Source organism: Variovorax sp. WDL1 (assembly GCF_001541225.1).
Classification (GTDB): domain Bacteria; phylum Pseudomonadota; class Gammaproteobacteria; order Burkholderiales; family Burkholderiaceae_C; genus Variovorax.
Window position 1 is genome coordinate 1 of the sequence record NZ_LMTS01000103.1, and the last position, 14,321, is coordinate 14,321.

General features: G+C 68.4%; 10 protein-coding genes. 8 read left to right on the forward strand and 2 right to left on the reverse strand.

The genetic code is table 11. The features are described 5' to 3' along the window. From APY03_RS43815 to APY03_RS15040, 4 genes are all read left to right on the forward strand, one after another. A partial coding sequence (locus APY03_RS43815) for a hemagglutinin repeat-containing protein (protein ID WP_232324281.1) occupies positions 1-2,274 on the forward strand: 2,274 nt, incomplete at its 5' end. Positions 2,275-2,288: 14 nt separating this feature from the next. Beyond that, on the forward strand, positions 2,289-2,690 hold the full coding sequence (locus tag APY03_RS15030; RefSeq protein ID WP_157103406.1) for a hypothetical protein: 402 nt from the start codon (positions 2,289-2,291) through the stop codon (positions 2,688-2,690). Beyond that, positions 2,635-3,156: an S-layer family protein gene (locus tag APY03_RS42480; protein ID WP_146041327.1), complete on the forward strand. Its 522-nt coding sequence runs from the start codon at positions 2,635-2,637 to the stop codon at positions 3,154-3,156. The genes APY03_RS15030 and APY03_RS42480 overlap by 56 nt, the downstream gene beginning before the upstream one ends. A gap of 291 nt (positions 3,157-3,447) precedes the next feature. Then, positions 3,448-4,563 (forward strand): CAP domain-containing protein, encoded by a 1,116-nt coding sequence (locus APY03_RS15040; protein WP_068678003.1) that lies wholly within the window; start codon positions 3,448-3,450, stop codon positions 4,561-4,563. Between the two features lie 34 nt (positions 4,564-4,597). Here the strand turns inward: APY03_RS15040 and APY03_RS15045 are convergent, their stop codons facing one another. Together APY03_RS15045 and APY03_RS15050 are read right to left on the reverse strand one after the other, a co-directional pair. Next, entirely contained in the window at positions 4,598-5,452 is an 855-nt protein-coding gene (locus tag APY03_RS15045) for a universal stress protein (protein ID WP_068678009.1), read from the reverse strand. A gap of 32 nt (positions 5,453-5,484) precedes the next feature. After that, positions 5,485-6,969, reverse strand: a complete 1,485-nt coding sequence (locus APY03_RS15050) for a SulP family inorganic anion transporter (protein WP_068678004.1) — start codon at positions 6,967-6,969, stop codon at positions 5,485-5,487. Between the two features lie 376 nt (positions 6,970-7,345). Here APY03_RS15050 and tssK point away from each other — a divergent pair, with 376 nt between their 5' ends. Genes tssK through tagF form a run of 4 tightly spaced genes read left to right on the forward strand, consistent with a single transcriptional unit; the run spans position 7,346 to position 14,242 of the window. After that, positions 7,346-8,677 carry a type VI secretion system baseplate subunit TssK gene (gene tssK, locus APY03_RS15055; RefSeq protein WP_068678005.1) on the forward strand — a complete coding sequence of 444 codons (1,332 nt, stop codon included), beginning with the start codon at positions 7,346-7,348 and terminating at the stop codon, positions 8,675-8,677. Further along, positions 8,674-9,996, forward strand: coding sequence for a DotU family type VI secretion system protein (locus tag APY03_RS15060; RefSeq protein ID WP_068678006.1), 1,323 nt, complete (start codon positions 8,674-8,676; stop codon positions 9,994-9,996). Before tssK ends, APY03_RS15060 begins: the two co-directional genes overlap by 4 nt. Continuing rightward, positions 9,993-13,601, forward strand: a complete 3,609-nt coding sequence (gene tssM / locus APY03_RS15065) for a type VI secretion system membrane subunit TssM (protein ID WP_068678007.1) — start codon at positions 9,993-9,995, stop codon at positions 13,599-13,601. Before APY03_RS15060 ends, tssM begins: the two co-directional genes overlap by 4 nt. Beyond that, a complete protein-coding gene (gene tagF, locus APY03_RS15070; protein ID WP_068678008.1) occupies positions 13,598-14,242 on the forward strand; it encodes a type VI secretion system-associated protein TagF in 645 nt (214 codons plus the stop codon). The genes tssM and tagF overlap by 4 nt, the downstream gene beginning before the upstream one ends. The last annotated feature ends 79 nt before the right edge of the window (positions 14,243-14,321 follow it).

Consider the following 14,321-nt stretch of genomic DNA (forward strand, 5'->3'; position numbering starts at 1 on the left):
GTCAACATCCAGACCCCTTCGCCCGCAGGCGTCTCGCGCACCCGCTTCAACGCCACGCAGGTGAGCGGCGGCCAGGCCGTGAACATCACGAGCGGCGGCGACCTCGCGCTGCGCGGTGCCTTGGTCGATGGCAACCGCGTCGCTGCCGACGTGGGCGGCAACCTGAACATCGAGAGCCTGCAGGACGTGAGCGTGGGCCAGACCCGGCAATCGAGCAGCGGCCTGAACGTGAGCCTGTGCATCCCGCCGATCTGCTACGGGGCTGTGGCCACCGTGGGCGGCAGCGCTGCCGGTGCCGAGGGCGACGGGGTGTTCATCAGCCCGAACACACAGGCTGGCATCAAGGCGGGCGATGGGGGCTTCGATGTGAACGTGAGGGGCGACACCCATCTGAGGGGGGCCGTCATCGAGAGCACGCAGGCCGCGATCGACGCGGGGAAGAACAGCTTCCAGACCGGCGGGGCGCTGACGATGAGTGACCTGCAGAACGTGAGCAGTTCGAACGGGAGCAGCTATGCGGTCAGCGGTGGGGTGAGCCTGGGCTACACGACGGCAGCGGGCGCGACGCCTTCCTTGGATCCCAAGGATGGGCAATGGGCTGTCCCGCCGAGCGGCAGTGCCGGCCTGGGCAGTGACTCGGGCGGCGATCAGAACAGCACCACGCGCAGCGGCATCAGCGGCATCGCCGGAGACCAGTCGGTCAGTACCGGCTACAACGCGAGTGCCGGCACGCTGGTGAGGGACTGGAACACGCAAGCCATCGTGCGCGATGTGCAGGCGCAAGCGCAGATCACGCATCAGTTCAATCAGAACGCCGCGAGAGAAATTGGGACCTATGCCGATAGGCAGCGCGACGTGGCGCTGGCGCGCAGAGATCCAGCCGAAGCGGCTCGTTGGGACGAGGGCGGCGAGTACCGCGTGACGCTGCACACGGCTGCGGGTGCGCTCAGCGGCGGAGTAGCCGGTGCGCTTGGAGCGGGAGCCAGTGCGGCCTTGATGCCCCGCGTTGGCGACGCCATTGCGGAGATGGGCTTGCCCACGCCGGTGGCGCAGGCACTGGGCGCCGTGACGGCGGCAGCGATCGGGGCGACGGTGGGAGGCGCAGCGGGGGCAGCGAGTGCCTATAGCGTCGACATCAACAACCGGCAGCTGCATCCGACAGAGCGTGGAAGGCTCAGGGAGGAGGCCAAGCGTATTGCGCGCGAACAGATCCAAGGCTTTGACCGGCTGACGCCGGAGCAACAGGCCAAGGCGGAAACCTACTGGTACAACCAGCTCGCGCAAGCGGCGCTGGCTCGTGTGGATGACAACGGCCAAGCCAACCGTGACGCATATGTCGCCGCCGTCGCAGGCACTGATCAGCCTGGACTGCAAGGCACCTTGTCGGCTTCGCAGGCGCTGGCCGATGCGGCCGCTGCGGATCGCGTGGTTGCTGGCTTGGCGAATGAGAGCAGGCCGATCACCAACATGTACGGTGAAGCCGTACAGGCCGGAGGGCAGTCGCTCATCGCATTCAACGCGACCGCCGAGCAGCGCGCCAATAGCTACTTGCTCAACACCCCTTCGACTGAAGCTGAGCGTCAGCAGATTGCCAATCGAAACACCGCGACGTTGACTTACCTGGGCGCCGTCAACGGTGGAGCGGTTCGCGACTATACCGTTGAGGAGTTCTTGTTGGGGGGAGCCATCGGCGGCAGAGCTGTGCGAACGGTAGGCGGAGCACTGGAGCGTGCATCGACTGTGCTGACGACGAGGGGGCCGGTCCGTACAGGCCCATACGAAGGGGCAGGCGTTACGGTTGATGATGCGAGGGCATTGCTTAGTGAGCGGGAATTGCCCGCCGGACCGGGTACTCTGAAGGGGCAGCCGGAAGCACCTCGTGCCAATGCCGCCGCAGAGGATATCCGCGGCATCACGCGGCAAAACGAAGCAGCGCAAACCCTGTCCGAGCATGGCCTGAACGTTGAGCAGCTTCCGAATAATAGTGGGGCTACGAGAATGAAACAGCCGGACCTGAAAATTAACGGCGAGGTCGCCGACGTTTACTCTCCAAACTCGGGTAACGTTCAAAGCATCTGGGACGCTATCAACAAGAAGGCGAATCCTGCCGAGACACGGACATATCAAGCGCCAAACGTCGTTGTCAATCTGGCGGACTCTCCTCTCAGTGCTTCCGAGGTGGCTCAGTTTCTACAACGAAATCCTGTCGGAGGCCTGAGGAATCTCATCCTGATTAAGGATGGCAAGGTCACAACATTCAATGCGGGATGGTGAAGATGGCGTTAGACATGTACCTCGAAGTTGACGGGAGTGAGGCAGACTGGGAGGTGGCGAAGGCCCTCTTGTATGAGTTGGGCATGCCGCGCCTTGATGAACATAGGCCTCGCACGCTGTGGGGGGCCTTGGGCAATGGGGAGGTTTTCGCCGAAGCTCAGTGGGCACCGCTGCGGAGCAGGAACGAAATCATCGCGGAGGGTAAGCATGGGTGCAAATTTGTCGTGACCTGCGAGTTTTCATTCCGGATCAACAACTCAATGTACGACGAAGCCGTGGCGACTATCAAGACGTTCCTGACGCGCTTGACGGATAGGACATGCATGCAGTTTGTCCTATCGTTTCAGTACGAAGATGTGCGTGCGATTCGAGATCGGGAGCGCGGTTTCGAATGGTTCTGGAACGAATCTAGGTGACAAGGGGAGCGGCGCCGGTGCCGAGGCGGTCACGCGCAAGGACGCCATCGGCACCGCGGTCCCCAACGCCAGCCTCTTCAGCACCCGCGCCAATCGCAGCAGCCGCTACCTGGTCGAGACCGATCCGCGCTTCGCCAACTACCGTAGCTGGCTCAACAGCGACTACCTGCTGGACAGGCTCGGCCTCGATGCCGACCTCGTGCAGAAGCGCCTGGGCGACGGCTTCTACGAACAGAGGCTCATCCGCGAACAGATTGCACAGCTCACTGGTTACCGCTACCTGGATGGCTTCCAGAACGACGAGGAGCAGTACGCGGCGCTCATGAGCGCCGGGACCACCTTTGCGCAGGCCTATGGGCTGAGCCCCGCTGGTGGCGGCCGCATCGGTCAGCGCCTTCGAAGCCGACAAGCTGCCCTGCAGTCCAGGCAACAAGGCCTCCGGCACCGGCATCGACATCGGCGCTGACACCGCCGTCCTCAGCACCATCAGCAGCAGCCAGGGCGGTGTCGTGCTGCGAGGCGGTGCGGTGAACCTGCAGGGCGTACAGCTCTCAGCGGCCAAGGACATCGCCCACACATCGGGGATTTCTTAAGCATGCCTTTTCTCCTGTGAAGCCCGGCTTCCCATTCTGTGAGCCGAACGGCCCGCCGTTGTAGGAACAGCTTGTGCTGCTCGAAGGCGCCGTGGCGCCGTCCTTACACGAACGATGGCGTCGCGCTGACAGGGCGGCGTGGCGCCGCGTGAGGTGATGTAACGATGAATTGCCGCCCGTTCCAGCTCTCTTCCTACAACGCGATCAGCCGTGCGCTTGCGGCCCTTTCCTGCGCAGCCATTGCCGCCTGCGGCGGCGGTGGTGGTGGCGGAGGCGGCGGGGGCGCGCTGCCGGCGCTCACCTCGACGCCCGCCAGCAACACCGGCGCGCCTGCCGCCCCGCCGCCGGCGACCACGTCCACTCCCGGTGACGGCGTGCAACCCTCGACGCTGGTCGCGTCCGTCCCGCCCGACACCTACGGCGCAGGCTCGGAAGGCCGCCAAGCCTTCGAGCTGCTGAACGCCGAGCGCGGGCGCTGCGGGTTCGGCCTGGTCGCGCAGAACGCCCAGCTCGACGCGGCAGCGCAGGCGCATGCGGACTGGCAGATCCTGAACAACCAGCTGAGCCACACCGAAGTCACGGGCACGCCCGGTTTCACCGGCGTCACCCCCCTGGACCGGGTTTCGGCCGCGGGCTATGTGGCCGGCGGCGTCGGCGAGGAGATCTCGAGCCTGTTCTACTCGGGTTCCATCGCCGGCACGGGCGTCTTCGGCGTGCGGGCGCTGCTCGCGCTGCCCTACCACCAGCTGGGCATGCTGAGCGGGTATCGCGACGTCGGCATCGCGCTGCGCGGCAGCGACCAGCTCGGCACCACCGCCAGCAGGGGGCCGCGCACAGTGCAGCAGTTCAACCTCGGCTTCACTCGCTCGGCCGGCCGCCAGGAGCCCGCGAGCGACCAGGTGCTCACCTATCCCTGCGAAGGGACGACCGGTGTCTTCTACGAGATCACCAATGAGACGCCCAACCCGGTGCCAGGCCGCGACCTGCGGGCCAGCCCGCTCGGGCCGGGCGTGGTGGTCGCCGTGCGAAGCGGCCAGACGCTCGCGATCTCCTCCGCCACGATGACCACGCTGTCCGGTCGCACGCCCGTCGCGCTGAGGCCGCCCCTGACCAAGGACAGCGATCCGAACGCAGTACTGGCAGCCCATCAGGCGGTGCTCATTCCCGACGCGTCCCTCATGCCGAACACCAGCTACACGGTGAATGTCGCCGGGACCAACGACGGCACGCCTTTCCAGAAGACCTTCAACTTCGCGACCGGCGCCGGCGCGGCCCGGTGAGTGGGCCGGTGCCCGCCGTCGCGCGCGCCCGTACCTAACGAAGGACGAGCACTGGCACAGGGCTCGTTCGCAGAAGTGTGGTCGTGATGCTGCCGACAATGAGGTGCCGGACGCGCGAGTGCCCATAGGCGCCCATGACGAGCAGGCCGATCGGATGGGCCGCCAGGTATGCCGGCAGCGCGGCCTCGGGCTCTCCGGCAATCATCGACGTTGAAACCTCGAATCCCGCGCCGACGAGTTGGTCGCGCACGCCATCGAGCTCGGCGAGGGCACTCGGCGTCTCGTCACCGACCGTGAGCACCGTGCAATGAAGCCCTCGCAGCAACGGACTCCTTGCGACCTCGCTGATCATGCGTCGGCCGGCGGCGCTGCCATCGAAAGCAACGACGAACCGCTGCGGCGCCGCATACGCCGCTGTCGCTACGAGCACGGGGCGCTTTGCGGCCCGGACCACGCGCTCGACGTTGTGGTCCAGATGAAGCATCCCCGTGTTGTCACCGCGGTGGTGTTGCCCCAGCACGAAAAGGCGCGCCTGCGGCTCCAGGTCTCCTGTCGCCTCGACCAGGCTGCCGTGGCGCTGGCGGCCCTCGACCTGTGCGAGCCCGGCGTTCCTCGCACGCAGCACAAGCCCATCAAGAAGTTCGCGCCCGTGCCGTTGCGCCAGGATGCTGCGCTTCTCGTCGAGGGCCCCGAGTTCTTCCAGCAACGATTCCTGGGCTCCCAGCCCGATGCTGCCGCTCAGGTCGGCGACCGGCGCGCGCTCCGGGTGGCGGTCGAGCACATGCAGGAACTCGAGCGGAATCTCCAGGCGCCGAGCCGCCCACGCGGCATAGTCGCTCACGGCCATCGTGCAGGCCGCGCCATCCACGCAGGCAATCACCTTGTTCATCTTGTCTCCTCGGTGGCTCATCAGGTGGCTCATCAGTGGCTCATCAGCCTCTCGATCGCGTCAGGCTTGTCGTGAACCGCAAACCTGTCCACCAGGGTTGCACTGGCCTCGTTGAGACCGATGACCTCCACCCCTGCGCCTTCGCGCCGGAACTTCATCACAACCTTGTCCAGGGCGTCTACAGCGGTGATGTCCCAGAAGTGAGCCCGGCTGACATCGATGCGGACCCTCTGGAGGACTTCCCTGAAATCGAAGCTCGATGTGAAAGCGCCGGCAGAGGCGAAGAAGACTTGGCCCACGACGGTGTAGGTGCGCGCGTCTCCCCCCGCGGTACTCTCGCTGGCGACGTGGAGCACCCGTGCGACCTTGTGCGCGAAGAAGATGCCGCTGAGCAGTACGCCGACAAAAACACCTTTGGCCAGGTCATGCGTCGCGACGACCACGGCGACGGTAGCGACCATCACGATGCTCGAGCTCGGCGGGTGCTTGCGGAGATTCTTCAGCGACTCCCAGCTGAAGGTGCCGATGGACACCATCACCATGACTGCAACCAGTGCCGCCATGGGAATCTGCTTCACCCAGTGGCCGAGGAATACGACCAGGATGAGCAGGAATACGCCGGCGACCAGTGCGGAAAGCCGCCCGCGCCCACCGGACTTCACGTTGATGACCGACTGGCCGATCATGGCGCAGCCCGCCATGCCGCCAAGGAGTCCGGACGCGATATTGGCAATGCCCTGGCCTGCGCACTCGCGGTTCTTATTGCTCGGGGTATCGGTCAGATCGTCGACGATGGATGCGGTCATCATCGACTCCAGCAGGCCGACGACCGCGAGCGTCAGCGAGTACGGCAGGATGATGCGCAGGGTCTCGAGGTTCAGCGGCACCTCGGGCAGCAAGAACACCGGCAAGCTGTCGGGCAGCTGGCCCATGTCGCCCACCGTGCGGATGTCCAGCTTCAACACCATCGCCACGGCCGTCAGCACGACGATGCACACGAGCGGGGAAGGCACTGCCTTTGTCAGCAGGGGGAACAGATAGATGATGCCCAGCCCGGCGGCGACCATGGGGTAGACGACCCAGCTCACGCCGATGAGCTCGGGCAACTGGGCCATGAAGATGAGGATCGCCAAGGCGTTGACGAAGCCGGTGATGACCGAGCGCGAGACGAAGCGCATCAGGACGCCGAGCCTCAGCCATCCGGCGACGATCTGAAGCAAGCCGGTCAGCACGGTCGCGGCCAGGAGGTACTGCAGGCCGTGGTCCTTGACCAGCGTCACCATGACGAGCGCCATGGCACCCGTCGCAGCGGAAATCATTCCGGGGCGTCCACCCGCGAAGGCAATCACGACGGCGATGCAGAACGATGCGTAGAGGCCGACCTTGGGGTCCACGCCTGCAATGATGGAAAAGGCGATGGCCTCGGGAATGAGGGCGAGCGCGACAACCGTGCCGGCGAGCACATCGCCACGAATGTTGGAGAGCCAGTCCCGGCTGAAGGATGTCTTGAAATTCATGCAGAAGAAAGGAGTGCAGCGACCGCACTGGGCGGTGCTCGAACGATGGGGAGGGGGCGCGTGCGCGCCAGGCTCGGCTGGAGCGGTCGTCTCGGCTCTCAGGGCGGCGTGACCGAGCAGAAGTAGCCACGCGGCAGCATGCTCACCCGGGAGAGTCCCGGCTCGAGATGGACATTGCGACCAAGTTGCTGCACGGCACCATTGTAGGAGCCGTAGGAGTCGTGCTCGACGCCTGCGCGTCGGCGCGGCGCCTAGCCCCTTCGCACTAGTCTTCCCCGCCACCCTAGGCCATTAGCCAGATTTGCCGCGCACCGATGCCGCCGGAAACTAGATGTTTCCTACCCCGGCGGGACGGCCCGCCATCGACGGAGCGTGGATGACCTGGCGAACTAAAGTGGTTTGGAGCGAGGGGATGCTGCTGCAGCCCCAGCACCTGCAGCAAAGCGAGCGCCATGCCGACCATGCGCGGCATCTGTTGTTGCGGACCACCGCGCCCTATGCCTGGGGATTTGCCGAGCTGGAGATCGACGCCGCCGCGCTCACGCTGGGCAAGCTGGCGCTGGTCCGCGCCGTGGGCGTGTTCGGCGACGGCACGGTGTTCGACATGCCGGCGGTGGATCCTCTGCCCGAGCCCATCGACATCCCATCCACGATGCGCGAAGAGGCGGTGGTTCTTGCCTTGCCGCTGCGCCGCGCGGGCGCGCGCGAGGCCGATGCCGAGGCCTACGAGGACCTGGTGCGCCACCGCGTGCTCGAGACCGAGGTGCCCGACTCCAACACCGCCGGCGAGCGCACCGCCATGCTGCAGCTGGGCGCGCTCAATGCGCGCCTGCTGCGCGCCGTCGACGCCACCGACGCCTGGACCACGCTCAACATTGCCCGCGTGGTCGAGCGCCGCTCCGACAACCAGGTGCAGCTCGACCGTGCCCTGCTGCCGCCCCTGCTCGACGTGGCCGCCCATCCCGCGACCCGCGGCTGGCTCGACGAGCTGCTGGGCCTGTTGCGCCAGCGCGGCGAGGCGCTGGCCGGGCGCATGACGCAGGGCGGCACCGGCGGCGTGGCCGAGATCGCCGACTTCCTGCTGCTGCAGACCGTCAACCGCAACGAGGCGGTGTTCGCGCACCTCGCGAAGAGCGCGACGCTGCACCCGCAGCGCTTCTTCGAGCAGGCGCTGGCGCTGGCCGGCGACCTCGCGAGCTTCCGCGATGCGCGCCGCGTGGCGCGCTTTCCGCCCTACGTGCACGACGAGCTCGCGATGAGCTTCAAGCCGCTGATGGACGACCTGCGCCGCAGCCTCTCGATGGTGCTGGAGCAGTCGGCCATCCGCATCGAGCTGCACGACCGCAAGCACGGCGTGCGCGTAGCGCTGATCCCCGACGTGGAGCTGCAGCGCAACGCCACCTTCGTGCTCGCGGTCAACGCGCAGATGCCCGGCGAGGCGCTGCGCGCGCGCTTCCCCACGCAGGTCAAGATCGGCCCGGTGGAGCGCATCCGCGATCTGGTCAACCTCGCGCTGCCGGGCGTCACGCTGATGCCGCTGCCGGTGGCGCCGCGGCAGATCCCCTTCCACGCCGGCGCCAACTACTTCGAGCTCGAAACGCGCAACAGCGACCTGTGGCGCCAGCTAGAGCAGTCGGGCGGCATGGCGATGCACATCGCGGGCGACTTCCCCGGCCTGGACCTCGCCTTCTGGGCGATTCGATCATGACGACTCCCGACCCCTTCGCCGCTTTCGAGTCGGAGCGCACCGTCATCAAGCCCAAGCCGCGCGCGCCGGGCGGTGCCGCGCCGCTGCCGCCGCCGGCGCCCATGGGCGGCGAGCCGCTGCCGGCCGAGCTCGGCGAGCTGGGCCTGCTCAATCCGGTGGTCTCGGCGGCCGGCAAGCTGCTGGTGCTGATGGGCCAGTTGCGCAACATGGTGCACGCGCCCAACGTGCCGGCGCTGCGCGCCTCCACCGCCGACGCCGTCAACCAGTTCGATGCCGCCGTGCGCCGCGCCGGTGTCGCCAACGACTCGGTAATGGCGGCGCGCTACGTGTTGTGCACCGCGCTCGACGAGGCAGTGGCCAACACCCCGTGGGGCGCGCAGGCCGGCTGGAACAAGCAGAGCCTGCTGGTGCAGTTCCACAACGAGACCTGGGGCGGCGAGAAGGTGTTCCAGCTGCTGGCCCGGCTCGCGCAGGACGTGCCCACCCACCGCCCGCTGCTGGAGCTGATCTACAGCGTGCTGGCGCTCGGCTTCGAGGGCCGCTACCGCGTGGTGGAGAACGGCCGCGCCCAGCTCGACAGCGTGCGCCAGCGCCTGGCCGAGCTGATCGCCAAGGATCGCCCGCCGGTCGAGCCCGAGCTCTCGCCGCACTGGCGCGGACAGGCCGCCGGCACCGTGCGGCTGCGCGAGTCGCTGCCGATCTGGGTGTTCGCGGCAGGCTTCGCGCTGCTGCTGGCGCTGGCCTGGTTCGGCTTCCGGCTGGCGCTCAACCAGCGTTCCGACGCCACCTATGCGGCCGTCTCCAGCCTGCGCGTGCCCAACGTGCAGATCGCGCCGCCGGCCATCCTGGCCAAGTCGCCGCGGCTCGCGAAGTTCCTCGAGGCCGAGATCAGGCAGGGCCTGGTCACCGTCACCGACGAAGCCGACCGCAGCACCGTGCGGCTGCGCGGCGACAGCTTCTTCGGCTCCGGCAGCGCCGACCCGATGGCGCAGTCGTTGCCCGTGCTGCACCGCATCGGACAGGCGCTCGCCGAGGTCAAGGGCGAGGTGCTGATCACCGGCCATTCCGACAACCAGCCGATCCGCTCGATGCGCTATCCCTCCAACTGGCATCTCTCGGCCGCGCGCGCCGACGCGGTGAAGGGCGCGCTCTCCACCCTGGTCGAGCCGGCCCGCATGCGCTCCGACGGCAAGGCCGACGCCGAGCCCGTCGCGGCCAACGACACGCCCGCCAACCGTGCGCGCAATCGCCGCGTGGAGATCGTGCTCCTCGCCCCGCCCGAACGCGTCGCCGCCGAGCTGTCGGAGGCCAGGCGATGATCAAGAAGCTCTTCGGATGGCTCTTCCATCCCGTGCTGCTGTCGCTGCTGGCGCTCGTCGTCGTCGCGCTGCTGGTCTGGTGGATCGGGCCGCTGGTGCGCATCGGCGAGCTGGCGCCGCTCGAGAGCGAGCTCGCGCGCGCCGTGACGATCGGCGTCGTCGTGCTGCTGGTGCTGCTGCGCGCCGCTTGGCGCCGCTGGCGCGTGCGCAAGGCCAGCCAGCACCTCACCGACGGGCTGATGAAGTCCCAGGCCGCGCCCGCCGCCGCCACGGCCGACGACGGCGGCGAGCGCAAGGTGCTGGATGCGCGCTTCACCGAAGCCGTCGCCACGCTCAAGAAGATGCGCCTGCACGCGGCCGGCCGCAAGCCGGGCTGGCGCGATTGGCTCTCGCTCTCGGGCGGCAGCTACCTCTACGACCTGCCCTGGTACGTCTTCATCGGCGCGCCCGGCGCAGGCAAGACCACGGCCCTGGTCAACTCCGGCCTGTCCTTCCCGCTGGCCGAGAAGTTCGGCCCCGGCGCGATCCGCGGCATCGGCGGCACGCGCAACTGCGACTGGTGGTTCACCGACGACGCGGTGCTGATCGACACCGCCGGCCGCTACACCACCCAGGACAGCCACCAGGCGGAAGACAAGGGCGCCTGGGAGAGCTTCCTCGGCCTGCTGAAGAAGGCGCGCCCGCGGCGCCCGCTCAATGGCGTGTTCCTCACCGTCAGCGTGCAGGACCTGCTGTCGCAGAACGCCGAGGCGCGCAGCACGCTCGCAGCCTCGATCCGCGCGCGGCTGCTGGAGCTCGACGCCAAGCTCGCCACGCGCCTGCCGGTGTATGTGCTGGTCACCAAGAGCGACCTGCTCTACGGCTTCGCCGAGTACTTCGCCGACCTCGGCAAGGAGCAGCGCGCGCAGGTCTTCGGCTTCACGCTGCCGGCGCAGGAGGGCGCGCTGGTCGACGAGAAGGGGCTCGCCGACGCCTTCCATCGCGAGTTCGGCCTGCTGCATGGGCGTGTCAACGATGCGCTGATCCAGCGCATGCAGCGCGAGACCGAGGGCGCGCGGCGTGCCGCGATCTTCGGCTTCCCGGCCCAGTTCGGTTCCATCGAGCCGCTGCTCGCGGACTTGCTCGACCAGGTGTTCACCGGCTCGCGCTTCACCCAGCCGCCGTGGGTGCGCGGCGTCTACTTCACCAGCGGCACGCAGGAGGGCAGCCCGATCGACCGCGTGATGGGCGCGCTCTCGCGCAGCTTCGGGCTCGAGCGCGCGATGCTGCCGCCGCAGAAGAGCAGCGGGCGCAGCTATTTCCTCACCTCTCTGCTGCGCGACGTGGTCTTCCCCGAGCAGCGCCTGGCCGGCGCCGACGTCAAGCTGGAGCGCCGCCGCCATGCGCTGCGCGTGGCCGGGCTGGCGGCGATGGCGGGGGTCACGCTCGCCCTGCTGGCCGGCTGGGGCTGGAGCGGCTGGCGCAACCTCGAGTACCTGAAGGCGGTCGACGCGCGCATCGCGCCCGCGCGCCAGCAGCTGGCCGCGCTGCCGGCGCGCGTGTCGAACCTGGTCGAGGTCGCGCCCGTCTTGCAGGGCCTGCGCAACATCTGGAAGGTGCCCGAGAACCGCGACGGCGACGAACCCCTGTCGATGACCCTGGGGCTCTACCAGGGCGACAAGCTGGACGCCGCCGCCATGCTGGCGCACCAGCGCGCGCTCAACGAGGTCTTCCTGCCGCAACTGGCGAAGCGCATCGAGGACCAGCTGCGCACCGCGCAGAAGGACAACCTCGAGTTCAGCTACGAGGCGCTCAAGACCTACCTGATGCTGCACCAGCCCGACCGTTTCGACGCCGAGGCGTTGAAGGCCTGGATCACGCTCGACTGGGCGCGCAACCTGGACCGCGGCATTCCCGAGGACCAGCGCAAGCTGCTGGAGGACCAGCTCGACGTGCTCATCGCGCAGGGCCCGCCGCGCTCGCCGCTCAAGATGGACGAGGCCCTGGTGCGCAACGTGCGCGCCGTGCTCGCCAGCTACCCGCTGGAGCAGCGCGTCTTCAGCCGCCTCAAGCGCCAGCGCCTGGGCAAGGACATCCCGCCCTTCAGCGTCGCCGCCGCCGCCGGGCCCGCCGGCCCGCTGGTCTTCGAGCGTGCCAGCGGCAAGCCGCTCGCCGAGGGCGTGCCGGGCATGTTCACCTACGACGGCTACCACAAGCGATTCCAGAACGAGGTGACGGTGGTCACCGGCCTGCTGGCCAGCGAGGACCCGTGGGTGCTCGGGCAGGAGCGCGGCGCGGCCGACCGGCTGCGCGACGCCGCCGCGCTGGGCGCGCTGACCGACCGCGTGCGCCGGCTCTACCTCGAGGAATACGCGAAGGTGTGGGAGGCCCTGCTGGCCGACGTGCGCCTGGTGCGCGCCACCGGCCTCGAGAAGAACATCGAGAACGCGCGCATCCTCTCGGGCGTCGGCTCGCCGCTCGCCAGCTTCCTGCGCGCGGTGGTCAAGGAGACCACGCTGACGCCGGCCGAGCAGCAGGGCAGGGACGTCGTCACCAAGGCCAGCGAGACCGTGCGCAACACCCGAAAGGGCCTGGAGGAACTGTTCGGCGGCGACCCCAACAAGCCGGTGGCCACGGGCAAGCGCATCGAGAGCATCGTGGACGACCGCTTCGAGCCGCTGCGCCGCATGGTCAGTTCGCCCACGCCCGGCGGCCCCGCGCCCATCGACGACGCGCTCAAGCTCTTCAACGAGGTCTACGTCTACCTCACGGCGGTCGACACCGCGGTCAAGAGCCGCACCTCGCCGCCGCCCGGCGACGTCGCGGGCAAGCTCAAGTCCGATGCCGGCCGCCTGCCGGAGCCGGTGCGCTCGATGGTGGAGAACCTGAGCCAGTCGGGCGCCACCCAGGCCCGCCTGGCCGAGCGCGGCAGCCTGAGCCTGGACCTGCGGCCGGTCACCGAGTTCTGCCACCGCGCGATCGCCGGGCGCTATCCCTTCGTGCTGGGCAGCAAGCGCGACGTGCTGCCCGAGGACTTCGGCCAGATGTTCGGCCCCGGGGGGCTGATGGACGAGTTCTTCCAGAAGCGCCTGGCCGCGCTGGTCGACACCAGCACCCGGCCCTGGCGCTACAGGCCGGTGGCGGAGCAGGGCGCGATCACGGCGCAGGCCGTCGCGCAGTTCGAGCGTGCCGCGCGCATCAAGGAGATCTTCTTTCGTGCCGCCGGCCGCACCCCCGCGATGCGGCTGGACTTCAAGCCGGTGGAGATGGATGCCGGCATCACCCAGTTCATCCTCGACGTCGATGGCCAGCTGGTGAAGTACGCGCACGGCCCGGTGGTGCCGATGGCCGTGCAGTGGCCTGGCCCCAAGGGCAGCAACCAGGTGCGGGTGCAGGTCGCCCCGCCCTCGGCCAGCGGACCGTCGGGCATGGCGGTGGATGGGCCATGGGCGCTGTTCCGCGTGCTCGACGATGGGCAGCTGGAGGCCGGCGACGCGCCGGAGAAGTTCTTCATCACCTTCCAGGTCGGCGCGCGCAAGACCCGTTTCGAGGTCACGACCAACAGCGTGCAGCATCCGATCCGCCTGCGCGAGTTGCGCGAGTTTGCTTGTCCGGAGGGGCTGTGAACGAGGACGTGCGGTCCACCGCCGCTCCGGGCTGGTTCGGCAAGCTGCCCGGCATGGGCGACTTCGCCCAGCGCCGCATGCCCCTCGTGTTCCGCGATGCGTGGGACCGCTGGCTGCAGAACGGCTTCGCCAGGCTCCGTGCGCGGCGCTCCGACTGGACCGAACGCTACCTCAAGGCGCCGCTGTGGTGCTTCGTGTTGGGCGAGGGCGTGATCGGCGCGCCCAGCTGGCTCGGCGTGCTGATGCCCTCGGTCGACAGCGCCGGGCGCTACTTCCCCTTGACGCTGACGGCCGAGCTGGTGTCCTCGCGCACCGCGCTGGAGGGCGAAGTGCTGGCGCGCACGCAGCTCTGGTGGACCCTGGCCGCGCAGGCTGCGCTCGAGGGGCTGGAGCACGACCTGGATGCGCTGCGGTTCGATGCCCGTCTTGAAGAGCTGTTCGCCGGCTACGGGGCCGAGGTGGCAGCGGGAGAGCGTTCGCCGCTGGCGCTGCCGGAGGTGGGGCACTCGCTGTGGTTCACCGACCCGGGGGGCGAGCGAGGGCCGGGGATGACGAGTCAAGGGTTGCCGCAGGATGAGCAGTTCGAGGCGCTGTTCGGGTTTGGGGGGGAGGCGGGGGTGCGTCAGGAGACGGGGTCATGAGTGCTGTCCTGTCGCCTTGTTCTTGTGGTGTGCTTGTTGTGAGGCTGGGGCCGGGAGTTCGCCCCGGCGGGCGAGTCAC

Coding starts and splice junctions, on each gene's coding strand:
- tssM (WP_068678007.1), top strand. CDS start 9,993: ATGATCAAGAAGCTCTTCGGATGGCTCTTCCATCCCGTGCTGCTGTCG.
- APY03_RS15030 (WP_157103406.1), top strand. CDS start 2,289: ATGTACCTCGAAGTTGACGGGAGTGAGGCAGACTGGGAGGTGGCGAAG.
- APY03_RS15040 (WP_068678003.1), top strand. CDS start 3,448: ATGAATTGCCGCCCGTTCCAGCTCTCTTCCTACAACGCGATCAGCCGT.
- APY03_RS15045 (WP_068678009.1), bottom strand. CDS start 5,452: ATGAACAAGGTGATTGCCTGCGTGGATGGCGCGGCCTGCACGATGGCC.
- tssK (WP_068678005.1), top strand. CDS start 7,346: ATGACCTGGCGAACTAAAGTGGTTTGGAGCGAGGGGATGCTGCTGCAG.
- APY03_RS15050 (WP_068678004.1), bottom strand. CDS start 6,969: ATGAATTTCAAGACATCCTTCAGCCGGGACTGGCTCTCCAACATTCGT.
- APY03_RS15060 (WP_068678006.1), top strand. CDS start 8,674: ATGACGACTCCCGACCCCTTCGCCGCTTTCGAGTCGGAGCGCACCGTC.